The 18487-nt window shown below is 62.3% G+C and carries 12 protein-coding genes and 1 tRNA gene; 11 read left to right on the forward strand and 2 right to left on the reverse strand.

Going from position 1 to position 18487, the window contains the following annotated elements; genetic code table 11:
• The first annotated feature begins 45 nt into the window (after window positions 1-45).
• The 11 genes from carA (at window position 46) to VSP_RS06950 (ending at window position 14234) form a co-directional block, all read left to right on the forward strand.
• Window positions 46-1215, forward strand: coding sequence for a glutamine-hydrolyzing carbamoyl-phosphate synthase small subunit (gene carA / locus VSP_RS06900; RefSeq protein WP_009959629.1), 1170 nt, complete (start codon window positions 46-48; stop codon window positions 1213-1215).
• 205 nt (window positions 1216-1420) lie between these two features.
• On the forward strand, window positions 1421-1999 hold the full coding sequence (locus VSP_RS34240) for an FHA domain-containing protein (protein WP_009959630.1): 579 nt from the start codon (window positions 1421-1423) through the stop codon (window positions 1997-1999).
• Between the two features lie 120 nt (window positions 2000-2119).
• Window positions 2120-3394, forward strand: a complete 1275-nt coding sequence (locus VSP_RS06910) for an adenylosuccinate synthase (RefSeq protein WP_009959631.1) — start codon at window positions 2120-2122, stop codon at window positions 3392-3394.
• A gap of 158 nt (window positions 3395-3552) precedes the next feature.
• Window positions 3553-4266, forward strand: coding sequence for an undecaprenyl pyrophosphate synthase (uppS, locus tag VSP_RS06915; RefSeq protein WP_009959632.1), 714 nt, complete (start codon window positions 3553-3555; stop codon window positions 4264-4266).
• 131 nt (window positions 4267-4397) lie between these two features.
• The gene (locus tag VSP_RS34245; protein ID WP_009959633.1) at window positions 4398-5879 is read left to right on the forward strand and encodes a sigma-54-dependent transcriptional regulator; all 1482 of its coding nucleotides are present in this window, start codon (window positions 4398-4400) and stop codon (window positions 5877-5879) included.
• 122 nt (window positions 5880-6001) lie between these two features.
• Window positions 6002-9355, forward strand: coding sequence for a transcription-repair coupling factor (gene mfd / locus VSP_RS06925; protein WP_009959636.1), 3354 nt, complete (start codon window positions 6002-6004; stop codon window positions 9353-9355).
• A 2-nt stretch (window positions 9356-9357) separates the two neighbouring features.
• Window positions 9358-10392, forward strand: a complete 1035-nt coding sequence (locus tag VSP_RS06930; RefSeq protein ID WP_009959637.1) for a peptidylprolyl isomerase — start codon at window positions 9358-9360, stop codon at window positions 10390-10392.
• 507 nt (window positions 10393-10899) lie between these two features.
• On the forward strand, window positions 10900-11973 hold the full coding sequence (locus tag VSP_RS06935; protein ID WP_009959638.1) for a sugar phosphate isomerase/epimerase family protein: 1074 nt from the start codon (window positions 10900-10902) through the stop codon (window positions 11971-11973).
• Between the two features lie 24 nt (window positions 11974-11997).
• Window positions 11998-12915, forward strand: a complete 918-nt coding sequence (locus VSP_RS06940; RefSeq protein WP_009959639.1) for a hypothetical protein — start codon at window positions 11998-12000, stop codon at window positions 12913-12915.
• 98 nt (window positions 12916-13013) lie between these two features.
• Window positions 13014-13979: a CPBP family intramembrane glutamic endopeptidase gene (locus VSP_RS06945; RefSeq protein WP_009959640.1), complete on the forward strand. Its 966-nt coding sequence runs from the start codon at window positions 13014-13016 to the stop codon at window positions 13977-13979.
• 173 nt (window positions 13980-14152) lie between these two features.
• Window positions 14153-14234 (forward strand) — tRNA-Leu (locus VSP_RS06950).
• Between the two features lie 56 nt (window positions 14235-14290).
• Here VSP_RS06950 and VSP_RS39000 read toward each other — a convergent pair.
• Together VSP_RS39000 and VSP_RS06960 are read right to left on the reverse strand one after the other, a co-directional pair.
• On the reverse strand, window positions 14291-14707 hold the full coding sequence (locus VSP_RS39000) for a response regulator (RefSeq protein ID WP_009959642.1): 417 nt from the start codon (window positions 14705-14707) through the stop codon (window positions 14291-14293).
• A 756-nt stretch (window positions 14708-15463) separates the two neighbouring features.
• Window positions 15464-18295, reverse strand: a complete 2832-nt coding sequence (locus VSP_RS06960) for a hypothetical protein (protein ID WP_009959643.1) — start codon at window positions 18293-18295, stop codon at window positions 15464-15466.
• Window positions 18296-18487 lie beyond the last annotated feature (192 nt).

Raw genomic sequence — 18487 nt, forward strand, 5'->3', positions numbered from 1 at the left:
TGCATCACCTGGAAAATGCGGGTAAGTCGCCCCATCGCACAATAGATGAAAGCCATTCTTGCACTGGAAGACGGACGTTACTTTGAAGGGGAAGCTTTTGGAGCCCCGGTCACACGCACCGGGGAAATCTGCTTTAACACCTCAATGACCGGATATCAGGAGGTGCTGACAGACCCGTCCTACCGCGGTCAGATGGTGGCCATGACCTACCCGCTGATCGGCAACTACGGCGTCAACCCGCTGGACACAGAGAGCGATCAGCCTCATGTGCGAGGCTTCATCATCGAAGAGCTCTGCGAAATCCCCAGCAACTGGCGCAGCCAGCAGTCCCTGGACGACTACTTGAAACACTGGGCGATTCCCGGCATCCAGGGCATCGATACCCGGGCGCTGACCAAGCACCTGCGCACGCGGGGTGCCATGCGTGCCGTCATCACGAGCGAAGTTTCCTCCGTCGCGGAGGCCGTGGCTCTGGCCCAGGCCAGCCCTTCCATGGAAGGCAGTGACTATGTCAAAGAAGTCTCCACCGTGAATCCCTATCACTGGGATGCAGACAACTCCGACAGCTGCCGCTGGGACATTCCGAATCCCAGCCAAGGCACGCTTGGTGGAGAGACGGGAGTTTTCCATCCTCTGGGTGAGACCCGGCATCGCGTGGTCGCCTATGATTTCGGCATCAAGCGCAACATCCTGCGCCGTCTCCGGCAGGAAGGATTTGAAGTTCAGGTCGTTCCCTCCACCGCCAAGGCGGAAGACGTGCTTGCGCTCAAGCCAGACGGCGTCTTTCTGAGCAACGGCCCCGGGGATCCGGCGGCCCTGGACTACATTCATGGGGAGATTCGCAAGCTCATCCCGCACCAGCCCATCTTCGCCATCTGCCTGGGGCATCAGATCCTGGGTCACGCGTTCGGCGGCAAGACCTTTAAGCTCAAGTTTGGGCACCGCGGCGGCAACCAGCCCGTCAAAGACCTGCGCAGCGGTAAAGTGTCTATCACCAGCCAGAACCACGGCTTCGCGGTGGATGGGGAGTCTCTGCCCTCGAATGTGGAGGTGACCCACCTCAACCTCAACGACCAGACGGTCGAAGGTCTGCGGCACAAGGAATGGCCCGTGTTCAGCGTCCAGTACCATCCTGAGGCAGCTCCCGGGCCGAACGACGCGAGCTACTTCTTCCGTGAGTTTGCCACCCTGATCGACCAGACCAAGGGCAAATAAAGCCCGGTGGGAAGTGCACCCGGAGGGGAAAAGAGCCGGCCCGGCTCTTCTGCTTTCAAACGTGAGCGTCAGGCGGACTTCGCTTGAGAGGGGGGGCGTGGCAGCCGATGGGGCGGGACGCGACCGGGCACTGCTGACGTTCGCAGCTTGGATTCACGGTATTGGTCTTGCCTCGGCATTCGCGCCCTGCTAAAAAACTCGCGATATGCCGAAAATTCAATTCACCACGCCTGATGGCGGCACCCTGGAGCTGGACCTGACGACTGAACGCGTCCGCGTGGGTCGTGCTGAGGACAACGACTTTGTCATCCCGGACGGTTCCGTCTCCAGCTACCATGGTGAGATCATCAACAAGGGTGAGAGCGTCGAACTGCGCGACCTCGGCTCCACGAACGGCACGCATTTTGATGGAGCCCGCGTCGAGCAGGCTGAAGTAGGCCCTGGGCAGAGCTTTCGTCTGGGCAGTGTCACCGGCTATGTGGAAGGGGAGGCGGTGGCGGAAGCCCCGGCTGGCTACGATGAATCTGCGGCCCCTGCCTATGAGGAGGAAGCGATGCCGCAAACCGCAGCTGCCCCATCCCGCTCCTGGTCCCAATCTTCTGCGGCCTCCGCCGCTCCTTTGGTCACGGGTCTGGGCTCCACCCCCTGCCCGACAGGTCAACGCCGTGGATTTGGCCCCAAGGCCAAGCCGAAGAACGGCGGCGGCGGCTTGATGGCCCTCGCTTTTGTGGGGCTCGCCGCCTGTGGCGCGGCTGTTTTTATGATTCTTAAGATGGGCGCTTGATTTTTTCGCGTCCCGGTCAAGGGAATCAGGCTGGCCAATTGGGGTTCAGACGTGCGCTCTACGGGGTGGACGGGCTGAGCCTTCTTTTTGCCGCTTCCCGTCAGTTCTTACTTTCATCTCATGAGCAATACCATCATCGTCGGCCTCCAGTGGGGGGACGAAGGCAAAGGAAAAATCGTGGACTATCTTACGGAGCGTAGCGACGTGGTCGCACGCGCCCAGGGTGGCAGCAATGCCGGCCACACGGTGATCAGCGGTGGCACGAAGTACATCCTGCACCTCATTCCCAGCGGCATCCTCTGGCCGGAGAAGAAGTGCGTGATCGGCAACGGCGTGGTGATTGACCCGCTCGGCCTGCTCAAGGAGATGGAGAAGCTCCGCTCCCAGGGCGTGCACATTTCCCCGGAGAACTTGCTCATCAGTGAGCATGCGCACCTCACCATGCCCTACCACTGCTCTCTGGACAAGGCCCGGGAGGCCCGTCGCGGCGTCAACGCCATCGGCACCACGGGCCGTGGCATCGGACCCACCTATGCCGACAAGATTGAGCGGCAGGGTCTCCGCGTGACCGATCTTCGCGACCCGGACAAGCTCACCCATGAGATCACCTGGCGCGCCGCCCTGCACAATCAGGAACTGGAGTCCGCCGGATTTGAAAAGGTGAACGTGGAAGAGGTGGTGGCCCAGATCGTGGCCGCCGCAGAGCTGCTGCGCCCCCACATCGCCAACACGGTGGTTTACCTCAACGAGGCTCTTGCCGCTGGCAAGATGGTCCTCTTTGAGGGTGCCCAGGGGAGCTACCTCGACATCGACCACGGCACCTATCCCTTTGTCACCTCCTCCAACACCACCGCTGGCGGTGCCTGCACCGGCTCCGGCGTGTCCCCGCGCAAGATCGACAAAGTCATTGGCGTGGCCAAAGCCTACACCACCCGCGTCGGCGGCGGTCCGTTCGTCACGGAAAATGAAGCCATCTCCGACATGCTCCACAACATGGGGCGGGAGTACGGTGCCACCACGGGGCGCGCCCGCCGCTGCGGCTGGCTGGATGCCGTGCTGCTGAACTACGCCGTCATGGTGAACGGATGCGATGAAATCGCCATCACGAACCTCGATGGTCTGGATGGCCTGGACGAGATCAAGATCTGCCGTGCCTACCTCTTGGACGGCAAGGAGATCCATCATCCCCCGGCTACCATTCCTGAGCTGGAGCGTTGTGAGCCGGTTTATGAAACGCACCAGGGCTGGAAACAGGATCTCAGCGGCCTCACCAACGCCGCCGACCTGCCGCCTCTCGCCAAGACCTATCTCAACCGTCTGGCGGAACTCGCTGGCGCGCGGGTGAGCCTGCTCGGCATCGGCCCGGCACGTGAACAGACCCTTGTGGTCGATTGATCTGGCCGGGACCAAGGTCAAGCGACCGCCGATGCAAACCCTGAGCCGGGGGTGCTGGGAAACCAGTCGCCCCGGTACACAGGGGGTGTCGCCCGCCCCAAGCGGAATTTCAAATCGCTTGAACCCTCAGGGGTCGTCTATCAGAGTGCGTTCCTCCCATGCCGGAAGATCTCGTCATCCCCCGCCACGTTGCCATCATCATGGATGGCAACGGCCGTTGGGCCAAGGAGCGGGGCCTGCCGCGCACTGAGGGGCATCGCCGCGGTGCGGAGTCCGTGCAGGCAGCCGTCGAGTCCTGTGGCGATCTGGGCATTGAGTTTCTCACGCTGTACGCGTTTTCCACCGAGAACTGGAAACGGCCCAAGAGCGAGGTGGACTCGCTCATGAAAATGCTCGAGCGCTTCCTGAAACAGAAGACGCCGGACATGGTGAAGAAAAATGTGCGCCTTCAGGCCATCGGTCGGTTGCACGATCTTCCCCAGTCCTGCCAGGACCAGCTTCACAAGTCCATTGAGGTCACTTCCGGCAACACTGGCCTGACTTTGATTTTTGCCCTCAGCTATGGCTCCCGTGAGGAGATCATTGATGGCATCAAGAGCCTGATCGACAGCGTGGAGAAAGGCCACCTCGACAAGGGGATGATCGATGCGGAAGTGTTCAGCAAGCATCTGTACACCCGGTACTATCCTGATCCGGATCTGCTCATCCGCACCAGCGGGGAGATGCGTCTCTCCAACTTCCTTCTCTGGCAGCTTAGCTACACGGAGTTCTACATCACCCAGACGCTCTGGCCTGACTTCCGGCGGGAGCAGTTGGTGGAGGCGGTGAGGGACTTTGGCAGGCGGCAGCGGCGCTTTGGGGGAGTATCCTGACCGGCCAACTAGCCAATCGGCTAGTCATCATCAGGTCAGAGTCATTCTGCCTTCGCTTGACACTGCGTCTGCGTTGCAGAAAGGAACGTAACCTTTGCGCATCTCCTCAATTGTGTGAAAGTGCCTTTCCGATGCTGACCAACGACACTCCTCCCGAATCCACGCGGCTGTTCATCGTGGATCCGGACACAGACTTTCTTGCTTGGGCTGTATCACACCTCAAGTCCCCCAATGTGACGATCGAGAGTTTCGAGCGTGGGGAAGAGGCGCTCGCAGCCTATATGAAGCAGCGGGCGGATCTGGTGTTGAGCGAAGCCCGCCTGCCGCAGATGAGCGGCATTGAGTTGCTCAAGCGCCTGCGCCAGCAGGATCCCAATGCCATGGTGCTGCTCTTCAGCGGGCTGGCAGGGACGAGCGCCGTCATTGAATCCATGCGCCTCGGTGCGTATGATTTTTTGCGTAAGGAACAGATGCCTTACGACCTGCGCTCCATTGTGGAGAGCGCCCTGCGTGCGGTGGAGGCCAGAAAGGTCACGCTCGCCAGCGCCCAGCCGGTTTCCTCGGAGAGCATTCAGGAAACGATCATTGGGCGCAGCGGGCCCATGCAGGAGGTTTTCAAGCTCATCGGTCGCGTGTCCCGCTCGGATGCCGCGGTGATGATCACCGGCGAGAGCGGCTGCGGCAAGGAGCTGGTGGCGCGGGCCGTGCACAAGTTCAGTCCACGCACGCAAAAGGAGTTTGTGGCGATCAACGTCACCGCCATTCCTGACAACCTGCTGGAGAGCGAGCTTTTTGGTCACGAGAAGGGTTCCTTCACCGGAGCCGTCGCCCAGCGCATGGGACGCTTTGAGCAATGTGACGGCGGCACCCTTTTCCTGGATGAGATCGGTGACATGCCTCTGACCGTGCAGAGCAAGCTGCTGCGCGTGCTTCAGGAGGGCGAATTCAGCCGCGTGGGCGGCAACTCCACCCTGAAGACGGACGTCCGGGTGCTGGCTGCCACCAACAAAGATCTGGAAAAGGAAGTCACGGAAGGCAGCTTCCGTGAGGACCTCTTCTACCGCCTCAATGTGGTGCGCATCCACATTCCGCCGCTTCGTGAGCGCCGTGAAGACGTTCGGATTCTCGCAGAGTTCTTCCTTCAGAAGATGGCCGCGCGCAAGCGCACCCCGCAGATGCGGTTCAGTGAAGATGCCCTGGCATTGCTTGAGGCCTATGACTGGCCGGGCAACGTTCGTGAGCTGGAAAATACGCTTCAACGCGCCTGTGCCCTCTGCAACACAGACGTGCTCCTGCCCAGTGACATCCCGCTGGGGAGCAATACCCAGCGGATCGCGACACCCATCCACACGCTGATGCGCATGCAGGACGCCCTGCAGTCCCTGCTGCACGGTGCCCAGGCCCTGCCGGACTTTGAGCTGATCCCCTGGCTGGACCGCGAACTGAAGAAGATGGCGTTGCGCAACTGCCATCAGGATTTGGATGAGGCCGCCAAGCTGCTCGGCATCCCAGCGATCACGCTGGCCAAGTCCGACGTGAAGCTGGGGGACGAAAAGAAGCCGGATCTCAAGCCCGCTGACCCCAAAGCGGCCAAAGCCCGCAAGGCTTCCTAGCCGGGTGAAAGGAGTCTGGTCGGGCACGCCGGACGGTTGCAGTCGTTGCGCCTCAGGTTTATCGATTTAGCAGCAGAATCTGCGCGGCTTTCCCCGCCAGCAGGTTCTGCTCCATTGTGTTCATGGCCAAGGAAAAAGAGCTGCATGTGGACGAGCACCACCTGGCGGAAAGCCTGGTGAAGGTGGCCCATGGGGCCAAACCTTTCGGGACCGTTTGGAAGGCGCTGAAGAGTGGCGGGATCATTCTGGACCATGTGGCCAAAGAAGCCTGGCCCTTCGCCACGGCGCTCGCGGCCCAGGCTCTGCCCAAGCGGCGGTTGTGGGTGGTCTGCCCAGATGCCCGCGTGCAGGAGCAAGTTCAGGGGGAGTTGAGGGTCTGGGGTTTGCCAGCGTTGTTCTTCCCCAGGCTTTCCCAGATGGGAGATGCCGCAGGGTTGCCAGACCCCGATGCGCTGGCGGAGCGAATCACGGCCCTGACGCGCTTTTCCGAGTCCATGGCTGGAAAGGGGCATGGCAAGGGCAAAGCCCGGCCTGGCGACAGTGGGGAGGCCACGGGTGGCGACGAAGGTCAACCACGGGTGCTGGTGATATGCGCGGACAGTCTGGATGAGGAGGTGCCGGCGCTGCACGAGCTGGAGGCGGGCAAGATGTCCCTCCAGACCGGCATGAAGCTGGATGTGGAGGCCCTCCTGCAGGATCTGGGGAGCGCGGGGTACGAGAGGGTGCCAGTGGTGACTGAGCGTGGCCAGGTAGCCCGGCGCGGCGGCATTGTGGATGTCTTCTCCTGGCAGGCGGAGGAGCCGCTGCGGATGGAGTTTTTTGACGATGAGCTTGAGTCGCTCAGAAGTTTCGACATCCACACCCAGACCTCGGTGCAACGCTTTCAGCGCATGCAGTTGCTGTTGCACTCTGCGGACACGACTGGGGAGACGACCACGGTGCGGCAGTTCATTCAGGAGCAGGATGCGGTGATCGCCCTGGAGGTGGAGACGCTGTCACCCGCAACCGTTACCATCACCTCCGGGGCGCGTGCTGACCTGGCTGAGGAGGACTTTTCCACGGCCATCTTCGAGAATCCCCTGGGGGTCTTCCACGCGGGGGACTTCGTGGTGCAGGAGGCCCGTCGTGAGCAGTTCACCAGGCAGGTGGAGGACTGGCGCAAGCAGAAGTGGCGGGTGGTCATGTTCTTCCACAATCCCGGGGAGCGGGAGCGCTTTGAGGAGCTGGTGGGAGGGGAGTGGTTGCAGAAACACGACCTGGAGCTTGCCCTGGGCCTGCTGCACCGGGGGTTTGTCATCCCTGCCGCCAAGCTGGCTGTCTTGACCGGCGCAGAGGTCTTCGGTCGCTACCAGAACACGCGCCGTTTCCGCGGCTCCAAGCTGGATGAGGCCCAGGTGCTGAGGCAGGCGCGGGACCACCTGCGGGAGTTGCGGGAGGGGGATCTGGTAGTTCATCTGGACTACGGGATCGGGAAGTATGGCGGCATAGAAGTGCGTGAAGGCGCCCGCCGTGAGGAGGTGATGGTCATCCGGTACGCGGAGGATGCGAAGGTCTTCGTCCCCGTGTCCCAGGCTCATCTGGTTTCCCGTTATGTCGGGGTGGGGAGCAGGGCTCCCACGCTCAACAAGCTGGGAGACGCCCGCTGGGTGAAGACCCGGGCCCAGGCGGAGAAGAGCGTGGAAGAGTTTGCCGCCGGCATGCTCAGCATCGCGGCGCAGCGCCAGACGCTGAAGGGCCATGCCCACCCGCCCGATACCAAGTGGCAGGTGGAGTTCGAGCAATCCTTCCTCTACCGGGAGACGCCGGATCAGTTGAAATCCATCGCCGAGATCAAGCGCGACATGGAGCAGGAGAAGCCCATGGACCGCCTGCTCTGCGGGGATGTGGGCTTTGGCAAGACCGAGGTGGCGATCCGGGCGGCCTTCAAGGCGGTGATGGGGGGGAAGCAAGTGGCCGTGCTGGTGCCGACGACCGTGCTGGCCCAGCAGCACCTGGCCACCTTCAAGGAGCGCATGTCTGACTATCCCGTGACGGTGGAGATGCTCAGCCGCCTGACCCCGGCGAAACGGGAGAAGGAGATTCTCAAAGGAGTGAAGGACGGGACGGTGGACATCGTGGTGGGTACCCACCGCGTGATTTCCAAGGATGTGCAGTTCAAGCAGTTGGGGCTGGCGGTCATTGATGAGGAGCAGCGCTTCGGCGTGAAACACAAGGAGCGGTTCAAGCAGCTCTTCCGCTTGGTGGATGTGCTCACGCTCAGTGCGACCCCCATTCCCCGCACGCTGTACCTGGGTCTCGTGGGCATGCGGGACATGTCCACCCTGGACACCCCGCCGCCCAACCGGCACGCTGTGCAGACGAGCGTGTGCGGCTATGACGAGCGGATCATTCGTGATGCGATCAACAAGGAGATCGAGCGGGGCGGGCAGGTCTTCTTCCTCCACAACCGGGTGATGGACATGGAGAAGATGAAGGCCAAGCTGGAGGCCCTGTCGCCCAAGGCCCGGGTCGTCATCGGCCATGGCCAGATGGATGAGACCCTGCTGGAGGACGTGATGCGCCGCTTCATCGCCGGGGAGGCGGATGTGCTGCTCTGCACGACCATCATCGAGAGCGGGGTGGACATCCCCAACGCCAACACCATCATCATCGACCGCGCGGACCGGTTTGGCCTGGCGGACCTCTATCAGTTGCGCGGCCGGGTGGGACGCGGGGGCGAGCGGGCCCATGCCTACCTCATGCTGCCCCGCGACCTCATGACCGTGGGCGACGCGCGAAAACGGGTGACCGCCATCAAGCAGTACACCGCACTCGGCAGCGGGTTCAAAATCGCCATGCGGGATCTGGAAATTCGCGGAGCGGGCAATTTGCTCGGAACAGAGCAAAGTGGGCACATTTTTGCGATCGGCTTTGATCTATATTGCCAGATGTTGAAGTCCGCCACCGCCCGCCTCCAGGGCCGCCGCACCCCTCCGCCCATGGAGGTGAGCCTGCGTGTGGACTTCCTGTGCATGAGTGAGGCGCAGTGGCTCCAGGAGGCGGATGGCACTCCCCAAAAACGGGTGACCGCCGCCACGGCCCACCGGCCGCCTGATCGCCAGAAGCTGGTCACCGCCAACGAGTGGCGCATCCCCTGCTTCATTCCCCAGAGCTACATCGAGGACGCCCGCTCCCGCATCACCGCCTATCGCCTGCTGGGGGAGGTGTTGACCCGCAAGGAGCTGGATACCCTGGAGCGCAACTGGCGCGACCAGTACGGCCCGCCTCCTCCCGCTGTGGAGAACCTCCTCGTCTGCGCTGGCATCAAGCTTGCTGCTGCACATGCCAGCATTTCCGCAGTGGAGGTCAAAGAGGGCAAGCTCATGCTTACCCGAAATGGTCAATATGTCCTGCTGAGCGGCAAGTTTCCCCGTTTGACAGCGAATGACCCAACCCTACAATTGCGCGAGTCTTTCCACCTGCTGAGAAGTTTTTGATCATGAAGTACCGTCCCCTCTTATTGAGCCTGACCCTGGCGCTCACCCTGTCTGCCGTGAGCTCTGCCGTGGCCCAAAGCTCCAACGGCATCGCGGTGGTGGTGAACGGCAAGGTCGTCACCAAATCTGAAGTGAAGGAGGCGGTGGAAGCTCAGGAGCAGCTCATCCGCATGACCGTGCGTGACCCCAATGAGCAGACCGCCCGGCTTGCCCAGCTCCGTGAAGGCGCGCTCTACGCGCTGATCGAGCGCCAGCTGGTCCTCTCAGAGTTCGACAAACTCGGTGGCTCCATCAAGCCCCAGTACATCGATGACGACATCAACGGCATCGTGCGCGACAACTTCGAAGGCAACCGCGAGAAGTTCCTCATGGAGCTGGCCAAAACCGGCATGACGCTCAAGAAGTTCCGCGAACAGCGCCAGAAGATGATGGTCGTCTCCGTGTTGCGTGCCCGCCAGACCAAGGATCTGGCTCCCCCCACACCCGCGCAGGTGGAGGAGTTCTACCGCAAGAACGCCGACAAGTTCCGCGACAAGGACTACATCAAGTTCAGCACCATCACGATCCCCAAGTATCCGATCGGCAATGTCGGTGCCTCTCCTGAATCCCAGAAGAAACTCGCCGAAGAGATCCGCGGCAAAGTGACAAACGGTTCGGACTTTGCGAATCTGGCCAAGACCTACTCCCAGGACAGCCGTGCCGAGTCCGGCGGTGACTGGGGCCTGCAGGAGCGTGCCACGCTGAGCCGCGAGATCGCGGAGGTGGCCTTTGCCCTCAAAGTGGGCGGAGTCAGCCGCGTGGTGGAGATCGGCGGCAACTACATGATCATCTACTGCGAAGCCAAGCAGCCCGGCAACATGGAGCCGCTGGAAAAGGTCCGCCCGCAGATCGAAAAATTCATCCAGAGCGAACAGGGCCGCAACGCCGTCAACCGTTGGTTGTCCGGTCTGGCCAGCAAGGCCATCATCCAGCCAGACTCCGTGCGCAAAGGCTTCCTGGCCTGGTTGAGCAAGCAGTCCGATCTGGTGCAGCCCTAAGCTGACCCAAAAGGGCCCTGCCTCCCGCAAGTTTATTTTTCAGAGCCTCGTTCCGCTTGGGACGAGGCTCTTTTTTGTGGTGGAGTGAGCGAGCCGGAGCAATGACGAGAGCGCCGTATGAAACAACTCTTTGAAGTTCGCGGCGAGGTGGATGTCGCCGGGAGGGTGCACCCCTGCTATGCGGAGCGGATGGGTGTCCCGGAGTGGATGCCAGCGACGTCCATCAGCCGGCTCCCGTTGCTGTCACTCCTCCGGGGTGAATCCCTACTATGGCCCCCCCGGGGGTATCGCTGCGCTCAACCCCCGGCTCATAGCTGGGATGCCTCCGGCATCCAACTTCCCCACCGCGCTGTCCACACTTGTTCGGTTCTTGCCGCTGTAGGGAGCCTCACTACCTGCCACGAGCGCCCCCGGGTCTTTTGTCTTGAGTCTTTCAGTCTTCTGTCTCCCGCAGAGCGGGCGGAATTCAGTTGCCAAAGCGGGGCAGTTCCGGTGAGATGTGCGGCCATGAACCGCCGCTGCTTCCTTCAAACCTCCGCTGCTGCTGCCGCCACGCTGCCTGGCGTATCCACCTTCGCTCAAGGTGGGCCGCTCAAGGTCCGGATCGGCCTGGACCACTTTGCGGTGCGGTCAACCGGGTGGAAGGCTCCTCAGTTCATCGAGTATGCCGGATCTCAGAAGGTGGACACCCTGTTCCTCTCGGAACTCCTGCCGTTTGAGAGCTTCGAGGACGCGTATCTGAAAGGGCTGAAGGAGCAGGCAGACCGCGCAGGATTGGCCTTGTACGTGGGGACCTCAAGCGTCTGCCCCACCTCCGCACGATTCAAGGACACCTTTGGCACCGCGGAGGAGCATCTCGCCCTCTGCATTCGCGTGGCCAAAGCGTTGGGCTCTCCGGTGGCGCGCTGCTACCTGGGCAGCAATGACGACCGCAAGGGGGATGGCGGCATTCAGCGGCATATCGAATCGCTGCTGAAGGTGTTCCAGGCCTGCAAGAGCCGGGCTCATGAAGCGGGCATCCGCATCTCGATCGAAAACCATGCGGGAGACATGCAGTCCCACGAACTGAAGGCGCTGATCGAGGCCGCCGGGAAAGACTGGGTGGGGGCCAATATTGACCCCGGCAACGCCACCTGGGTGATGGAGGATCCGCTGCGGCACCTGGAGGTGCTCGGGCCCTATGTGAACTGCTCCAGCGTGCGCGATTCCATGATCTGGGAGAGCGAAAATGGCGCGACGGTGCAGTGGACGGCCATCGGTGAAGGCATCGTGGACTTCAAAGCGTACACCAAACGGTTTGCCGAGCTTTGCCCGGGCGTCCCGCTCAACATCGAGACCATCTCCGGCTTTGCCAAACCACTGCCCTTCAAGAAGCCAGAGTTCCTGAAAGAGCTGGGCTATGAGAAAATGCCGTCAGAAGATCTGGCGGCGTTTGAAGCCCTGGCCAGGAAAGGGAAGCCCATCCCCCCCTTCAAGGCCCCCAACAAGGAAGCAGACATCGCCTACCAGAAGGGCGAGTTCGAGCGCAGTGTGGCGGCTCTGCGCACCTATGGAGCCGGTGTGAACGGCGGTGCCCGCTAGCCGTCAAAGGCAACCCTACCCCGCATGAAGACCACCCGCCCCCACCTTTCCTGGAGTGCCGCTCTGGTGGCGGCTGTCGTATGTCTGGGATCGCTGAATCTCGCCGCTGCCCCCATCCCGGCCAAGGGGGGCGTGGTGGTCATTGGCAGTTCCGCCAGCAGCGGGGACGAGTTTGCCACGGCGCACGAGTTTGTGTCTGTGGAGACGTTTGGCATGACCAGCACCTTCACTTTTGCAGATGGTTCGTCTAAACAACTCCAGCCACCGGTGCTGCGCAAGATGGTGCCGTACCCGAGCTACGGTCAACTGACCCTGGTGAGTGAGGAGGACTGGCAGGGGCTGGAGAAAATCGCAGCGGACGCCCGGGAGACCGCCCGGCGGTATCCCAAAGCGGTGGCCCTGATGCAGCCGCTCATCGGCCAGATCGTTGCAGCCTTGGACAAGCACCGCCAGGGCAATGTGGTGGTGGCCGGTCGTTGGATGCCGCTGCAGGAGTTTCAGCGCCAGCATGCGAATGCCAGGGCGGACTATGTGCAGGTGCTGGAAATCGCGGGCAAGACCTACAAGAACGTGCGGATGTCTGCTGTGAAAGACCAGGAGATCAAGCTCATGCATGACGGAGGCTTCTCCACCGTGCCACTGGACGATCTGAAAAAACTCCCCGACGCCCCGCGCAGGGAACTGGCCCGGACGAATCCCCGCATGGCCCCCTTGTTGGGCTTCAAGGCGGAGGACCTGGGGGCATCCGCCGGATCCATCGCCGCCGCGGCCGTCAGTGATGCGAGCCGCCCCACCACTTTTTCCTTCTCCATCAGCGGCAAGAACGTCATCATCAACCGCATTGGCGGGCAGGAGACGTATGCGCTGGACAAGGTGCCCCAGGAGTTGCTGGAGGCCAATGTGGATCTGGCCCGGGCGGTGAAGGCGGCGGGCGCGCGGTGATGCGGTGCTTCAGCAGGGCGGTGTCGCCCCCCCCCACGCGGGACCACCGATCCCGGCCAGAGCCTTGCGCCGACCGCAACTCCGGGCTACCAGCACAGATGCCCTCTTCCTCGAAGCATCGTGACCTTCTCATCATCAGCGGCTTTGTGTTGCTGGTGCTGCTGCTGGGTGCCCTGCTCACGCCCGCGTTGTTTTTTCCCGCCCAGGCCGTCATCTCCGCCGACCCGCAGGGTGGGGTGGCCCAGCTCTTGGGGGAGAAGGAGTTCCCCAGCTATTTCAATCGAGCCGCACTGCTGGCGGCCCTGATCGGGCTGCCCTTCTTGCTCAAAGCGTTGCACATGCCGTTCCGCGAGATCGTGGGCAATGTGCCCTTTGCCCGCGGCATCAGGCAGTTTGGCACCACCTTCCTGGTCGCGCTCCTCTCCGTGGGCGTGCTGGCCTGGGTGTGTCTCACCTTCGGAGTCTCCCGGCTCAAGCCAGCGCCAGACTATCTGGACTTTGGCTCCGCCCTTGCCTCCGGGCTCACGGTCGGCATTCTGGAGGAGTTCCTCTTTCGCGGGGTCATCCTGGTCATTCTCTGCCGCTCCTTGGGGAGCCGTTCCGGCCTGTTCTGGACCACCGCCTTCTTTTCCATCCTGCACTTCCTCAAGCCTCCGCTGGATGGAGCGCTGCCCAATGATCAGGTCACCTGGTTCAGCGGCTTCTGGGTCATCACCCAGCTCTTCCGGGGCTTTGGCCTCTGGCAGAATGTCGTGGGCGAGTTCCTGGTGCTGGCCGCCGTCGGCTGGGCCCTGGGGCGCGCCCGGCTCGGCAGTGGCGGGCTCTGGTACAGCATCGGCCTTCACGCCGGCTGGGTCTTTGGCATGAAGTACTTCAGCAGCCTGGTCTTCACCACCCGGATCCTCCGCAACGGGGAACTCGACCCCTGGCTGGTGCGGAACACCTGCCGCGCCATCGTCAGCCCCGTAGTGGGCATCGTACCGCTCCTCATCATCTTCTCCACCGGCATGGTGGCCGTCTGGATCGCCTCGCGGAAGAAGGAGGAGAAGGTGCTTGGTGCTTAGTGCTTGGTTCGGCGGGGTCGTCTCCAGTGGCGGAACGGCAAGCCACTGGCGGCTCAGGTCTTGTGTCTTTCGTCTTCCCGTCTTGTGTCTCCGCCGCAGGCGGCAAAAGATCCGCAAAAACCCGTTGCCACATCCGCAGGTAGCCCCTTAAATCGCCGCTCTTATTCCCGTACGCCAGAGTGGCGGAATTGGTAGACGCGCCAGACTTAGGATCTGGTTTGGAAACAAGTGCAGGTTCGAGTCCTGTCTCTGGTACGGGGTTGAGGTTCGGTCTCTTGAGGGCAGTCGAGAAGTGGTCCCTTTTGTCAGCCTCAATGGTCCCCTGCCGGGGCCGCAGCATGACCCGCCCGATGGAAGATGGCGGCTTCCAGAATGGAGTCGAGTTGTTCAAGCCCAAAGGGCTTGGGCAGGTGGTGACATCCGTCGATGAGGGCGCTTTCGACATCGCGATCCGTGGCGGCCCCGCTCATGGCCACGCGATACGGTGGGGCAGGGGCGTGTGGGCCCACGAAGAGCAGGTCCCATCCGTCTCCGTCAGGGAGATGTTTGTCGCAGATCAGCAGGTCCCATTTACCTTCAGGGAAGGTCCTCCGGGCATGGTCCATGTCACAGGCCGAAACCACGGTGTGACCCTTGGCCCTCAAGTAAAACGACAAGAGCCTGAGGATGGCTTCTTGGTCCTCCACAATAAAAATGCGAAGGCTATCCTCGGGGGTGACAGGCTTCATGATACCCTATCGTAGGCCCCTGTTGGATCTGCACAACCCCTTCATTGCCACTCAATTGAGGGGAAGGAAAGTGCTTAGTGCTTGGTTCTTGGTTCTTGGTTCTTGGTTCTTGGTTCTTGGGGCGGCGCAGGCGCGGGCGATAGGGCTGTGTCCTGGATTCAGCCCAATGCCATCAGGGAAAAGCTGGTGAGGTCGATGATTCGCCTTTGGCGAACGAGCTGAGGGCTGAAAGCCCGGCATGATAGCAGCCTTGGGCAACGCCCAAGGTTGGCGTTGGTTTTAGAGGTTGAGGGCTGTAGGCCCGGGGTCATTCAGGGATGCTCGTCGTGGGCAGGATGGATGAGGCCGGGCCTTCAGCCCTCCGATTCTCTTTCAACCCCTAACCTGGGGCGCTGCCCCAGGCTGGTATGACACCGGACCGTTGGTCCTCAGTTTCATCATGCAACGGCGTTGATCGCTCTGCCCAACCTTTTTCCCTGATGGCATTGGGCTTCAGCCAGTGAGAAGCTTTTCTGAGCCGTCTCGCATACGGGACCTCTGCCATCAGGGAAGCAAGTCGTCGCTCGTCCTCGTAGCACCTCCTTGGGGTGCAAGTGGAGGGCTGAAAGCCCGAAACAACTCCAGACGCTTGGGCAGTCGCCCATGGCTGCAACGAGTCCGGACCTTCGGTCCTTTTGGAACCTGTGATCTCACCAACTGGAACCTCAATGAGCCAGCCATGCACCCCGCACCCCTCGCCGCACCAAGCACTAAGCACTAAGCCCCCACCCTCACCACGACCACGATTTCCTCCGTGAGCCGCACCACGACGGGGTGCCCTGGTGCGGGGAGGGTCCCTTCTTTCGTGAGGACCTTGAAGATGGGCCGTTGCACGGAGACAGCGGTGCGTTTGGTAGTTTCCTCTTCCTGCCAGGGGAACTCGTAGCGCACGTTTTGAAAGGTGTCGGTCACCACTTGGGGAGGGGACAGGTCGCGGGTGAGCGTCCACTTTTCCTCGTTCACTTCGAGGCGGGTGCCCACGATCCGGTTCTGCAGGTTGATCTGATCGTCGTACTCGGAGTCCGGTGGCATCACGGCTGGGGCGTTGATGAGGGCGGCTTGATCCTCCGTGTAGGGATGGGTGCGGCCGTTGGTGAAGTAGTAGTCGGTGCCGGAGGTGAGGGTCGCGGTGTAGTCCCGGGTGCCCAGTCGCAGCACGGTGGACACATCCAGCACGGCCCGGGTGCCGGCGGCGGCCTCCGCCAGCAGTCGCTCCGCCAGGGCCCTGCTGTCACCGGGGATGGTTTCCGATTTGGGCAGGGGCAGGATCACGGCCTGGACCAGGGAACTGCGGGCGGGTGCCGGGGGCTCGACGGGCTGCACGAGAGCGGGCTGATCCTCCTTGTTCACTCCTATGACCCACCAGCGCAGACGGGATCCCGTTGCACCCGGAGTGGTGGCATCCGGCGCTGTGGACACGGCGACCACCTGCGGCTGCCTGGGCGGGAGCTTTGCGCTCAGGTGGAGCAGATCGGTGGGGAAGGCTGGGCGCCTGATTCCGGAATTGGCGGCGTTGGTTCCTGAAACTGAGGGCTGCCAGATGCCCCAGTGTCGCCAGGCGGGCGTCCCGATGGCGATCAGCTCGGCATTCACCACCGCCAGACCTGACTGCGCATCCACGGTGATGTCCATCCGTTCCTTTGCCCCCGTCGCCATCTGCTCCAGGTGGCGCATGTTGAAGTAGATGCCTTTGGCATGCGGGGCGGTGTTCACATAGGGACCGCCGTAAAAGTTCACGGGTTGGGTCGCATTCCATCGTGAGGTGTTGTCTGCGATCTGGCGGCGCGTGTTCATTGCCACCACCGTGGCCTGACCCTGTTGGGTGGCGCCCAGGAGTTGGTTGGCCAGGCTGCCGGCCTGATCGGGGGCCAGGGCCAGGGCTTTCACCATCCAGTCCAGCGGCGTGTCGATCTGCCAGACGGTGGTGTGAAGAAGAGGCGGGGCTGCTGCGGGGCCATTGTCGGGACCAAAGGGATCGCGAATCACGGGTGTCCGCGGCGGTTCTGTCGCGGGCGATTGCGGTGCCTGAGGCGGTGGGGTGCCGTCCATCACCCGCGCAAACGTGGCCAGCATCCGCTTCCCCTGTTGGCTGGTGCTGAGGAGCACCGCTTTCCCAGGCGGGAATGCCGACAGAGTCTCCAGCGAGAAGCCCTCCTCCTCGCGGTAGGGGGCGTCGGCCAGCTCCAGGTTGCCTTCGTCCTGCTCCGTTCCTTCCATCGCGTGCTTCCACCGCCTCCACACCAGGGGAGCAGAGGGCTGGGAATGGCCCAACAGGGCGAGTTGCCAAGGGATGCCGCCACCGGGAGGGAGGACTATGCCGGAGGTTTGCAAGTTTAACTCGTAGCGGCGGCTGAACTCGTCGTCCTCCGCCTCACAGGGACGGAAAATGCGGTCATTGTGTGTGGGCTCGAACCCGGTGGAGTCATTCCATTTCACCACACTCCGGACAAAGAGATCGTTGTTGTCTGTGAGGCGGCTGGATTTGCCCAGAGTGGAGGACCCGCTCATCACTGATCGGAGCCGGACTTCGCCTCCGGGTTGTGCCTTGGCCAGCCACTGCCGCAGCCTCAGGCCGTCGTCCGCATCAGAACGGCGGGTCCGCAGCCAGCCCTGAGCGGCCTGTGCTGGCAGGTCCAAGGACCAGGCTTGCCAGGCTCCTGCCGCTGTTTCCAGCGGAGGGGCGTCTCCAGTCCGCTCTGCCACATCGGGTGACAGCGTCAGTTTGCCAAACAAGACCCACACGTGCGTTGGGCTCGTCTCGGTATCCGGCTCACCCGCAGTGGCGAGCGGTTCCATCTGGGCGGCCAGCAGAAAGGGCTCGCTCAAGGGGGCAAGCAGGTGGCCCTGAAACTCCCAAGTGGGAAAGAGGAGTTTGGGCGCGGGGAAATGGGGGTGCACCCAGGCTGGCGACGGCCGCTTCACGGGCCGGGCGGCGCAGGTGACGTTGAGTTTGATCTCAACGCCGCCTTGATCGGGCTCCAAGGTCATTTCGCCCGTGGCGATTGAGCCCACCGGGGATTGGTCCAGGTTGTCCAGCATCCTGTCCCAGATCTCCGGATTGAGCTGGGGGGCATTCTCCTGCATGATCCGCGACCAAAGTTGAGAAGACTCTCCTTGGCGGATGTAGTGCTGGGGACGCTGATAGCCGGACTTGAAGGCCTCCCGCGGCCCGGCCTCCGCCCGGAAGCTCTCCACTAGCACGAGCTTCCCCGCAGCCTTCGCCTGAAGGAGCCAGCGATGCCACGAGAGGCTGCCTGCCTCATGATCCTGCTCCAGCGCTTTGGCGAACTCCACCGCTGGCACCCGCAGCATCGCCATACTCAGGCGCATCTTCTTTTCATCCACCGGGTCTCCGGGCAGGAGAAATTCCAGCGGATCCGGCACGGGCGCTCCGGGGTAGGAACGAGACAGCAGGTGACCCTGCGCCTGAGCCTCCGTCACCCAGGGAGCATGCGGAACGGCCAGGCACGCCGCCAGGGCCACGGGGATGGTCCAGCTGGGCAGATGCGAGAGCAGAAAGCGGGCAGCGTGAGCCGGTTGAGGGGTCATGCTGGCGAAGCGTATGGATTTATTCGATGGCTGTCAAGGAGTGATGGAGTGATGGAGTGATGGAGTGATGGAGTGATGGAGTGATGGAGTGATGGAGTGATGGAGCGATGGAGCGATGGAGCGATGGAGCGATGGAGCGATGGATGGGGGGCGCGGTGATGCCATTGGTTAAAGGTAAGTACTTCGCCAGGT

The organism is Verrucomicrobium spinosum DSM 4136 = JCM 18804, assembly GCF_000172155.1.
GTDB classification, from domain to species: Bacteria; Verrucomicrobiota; Verrucomicrobiia; order Verrucomicrobiales; family Verrucomicrobiaceae; genus Verrucomicrobium; species Verrucomicrobium spinosum.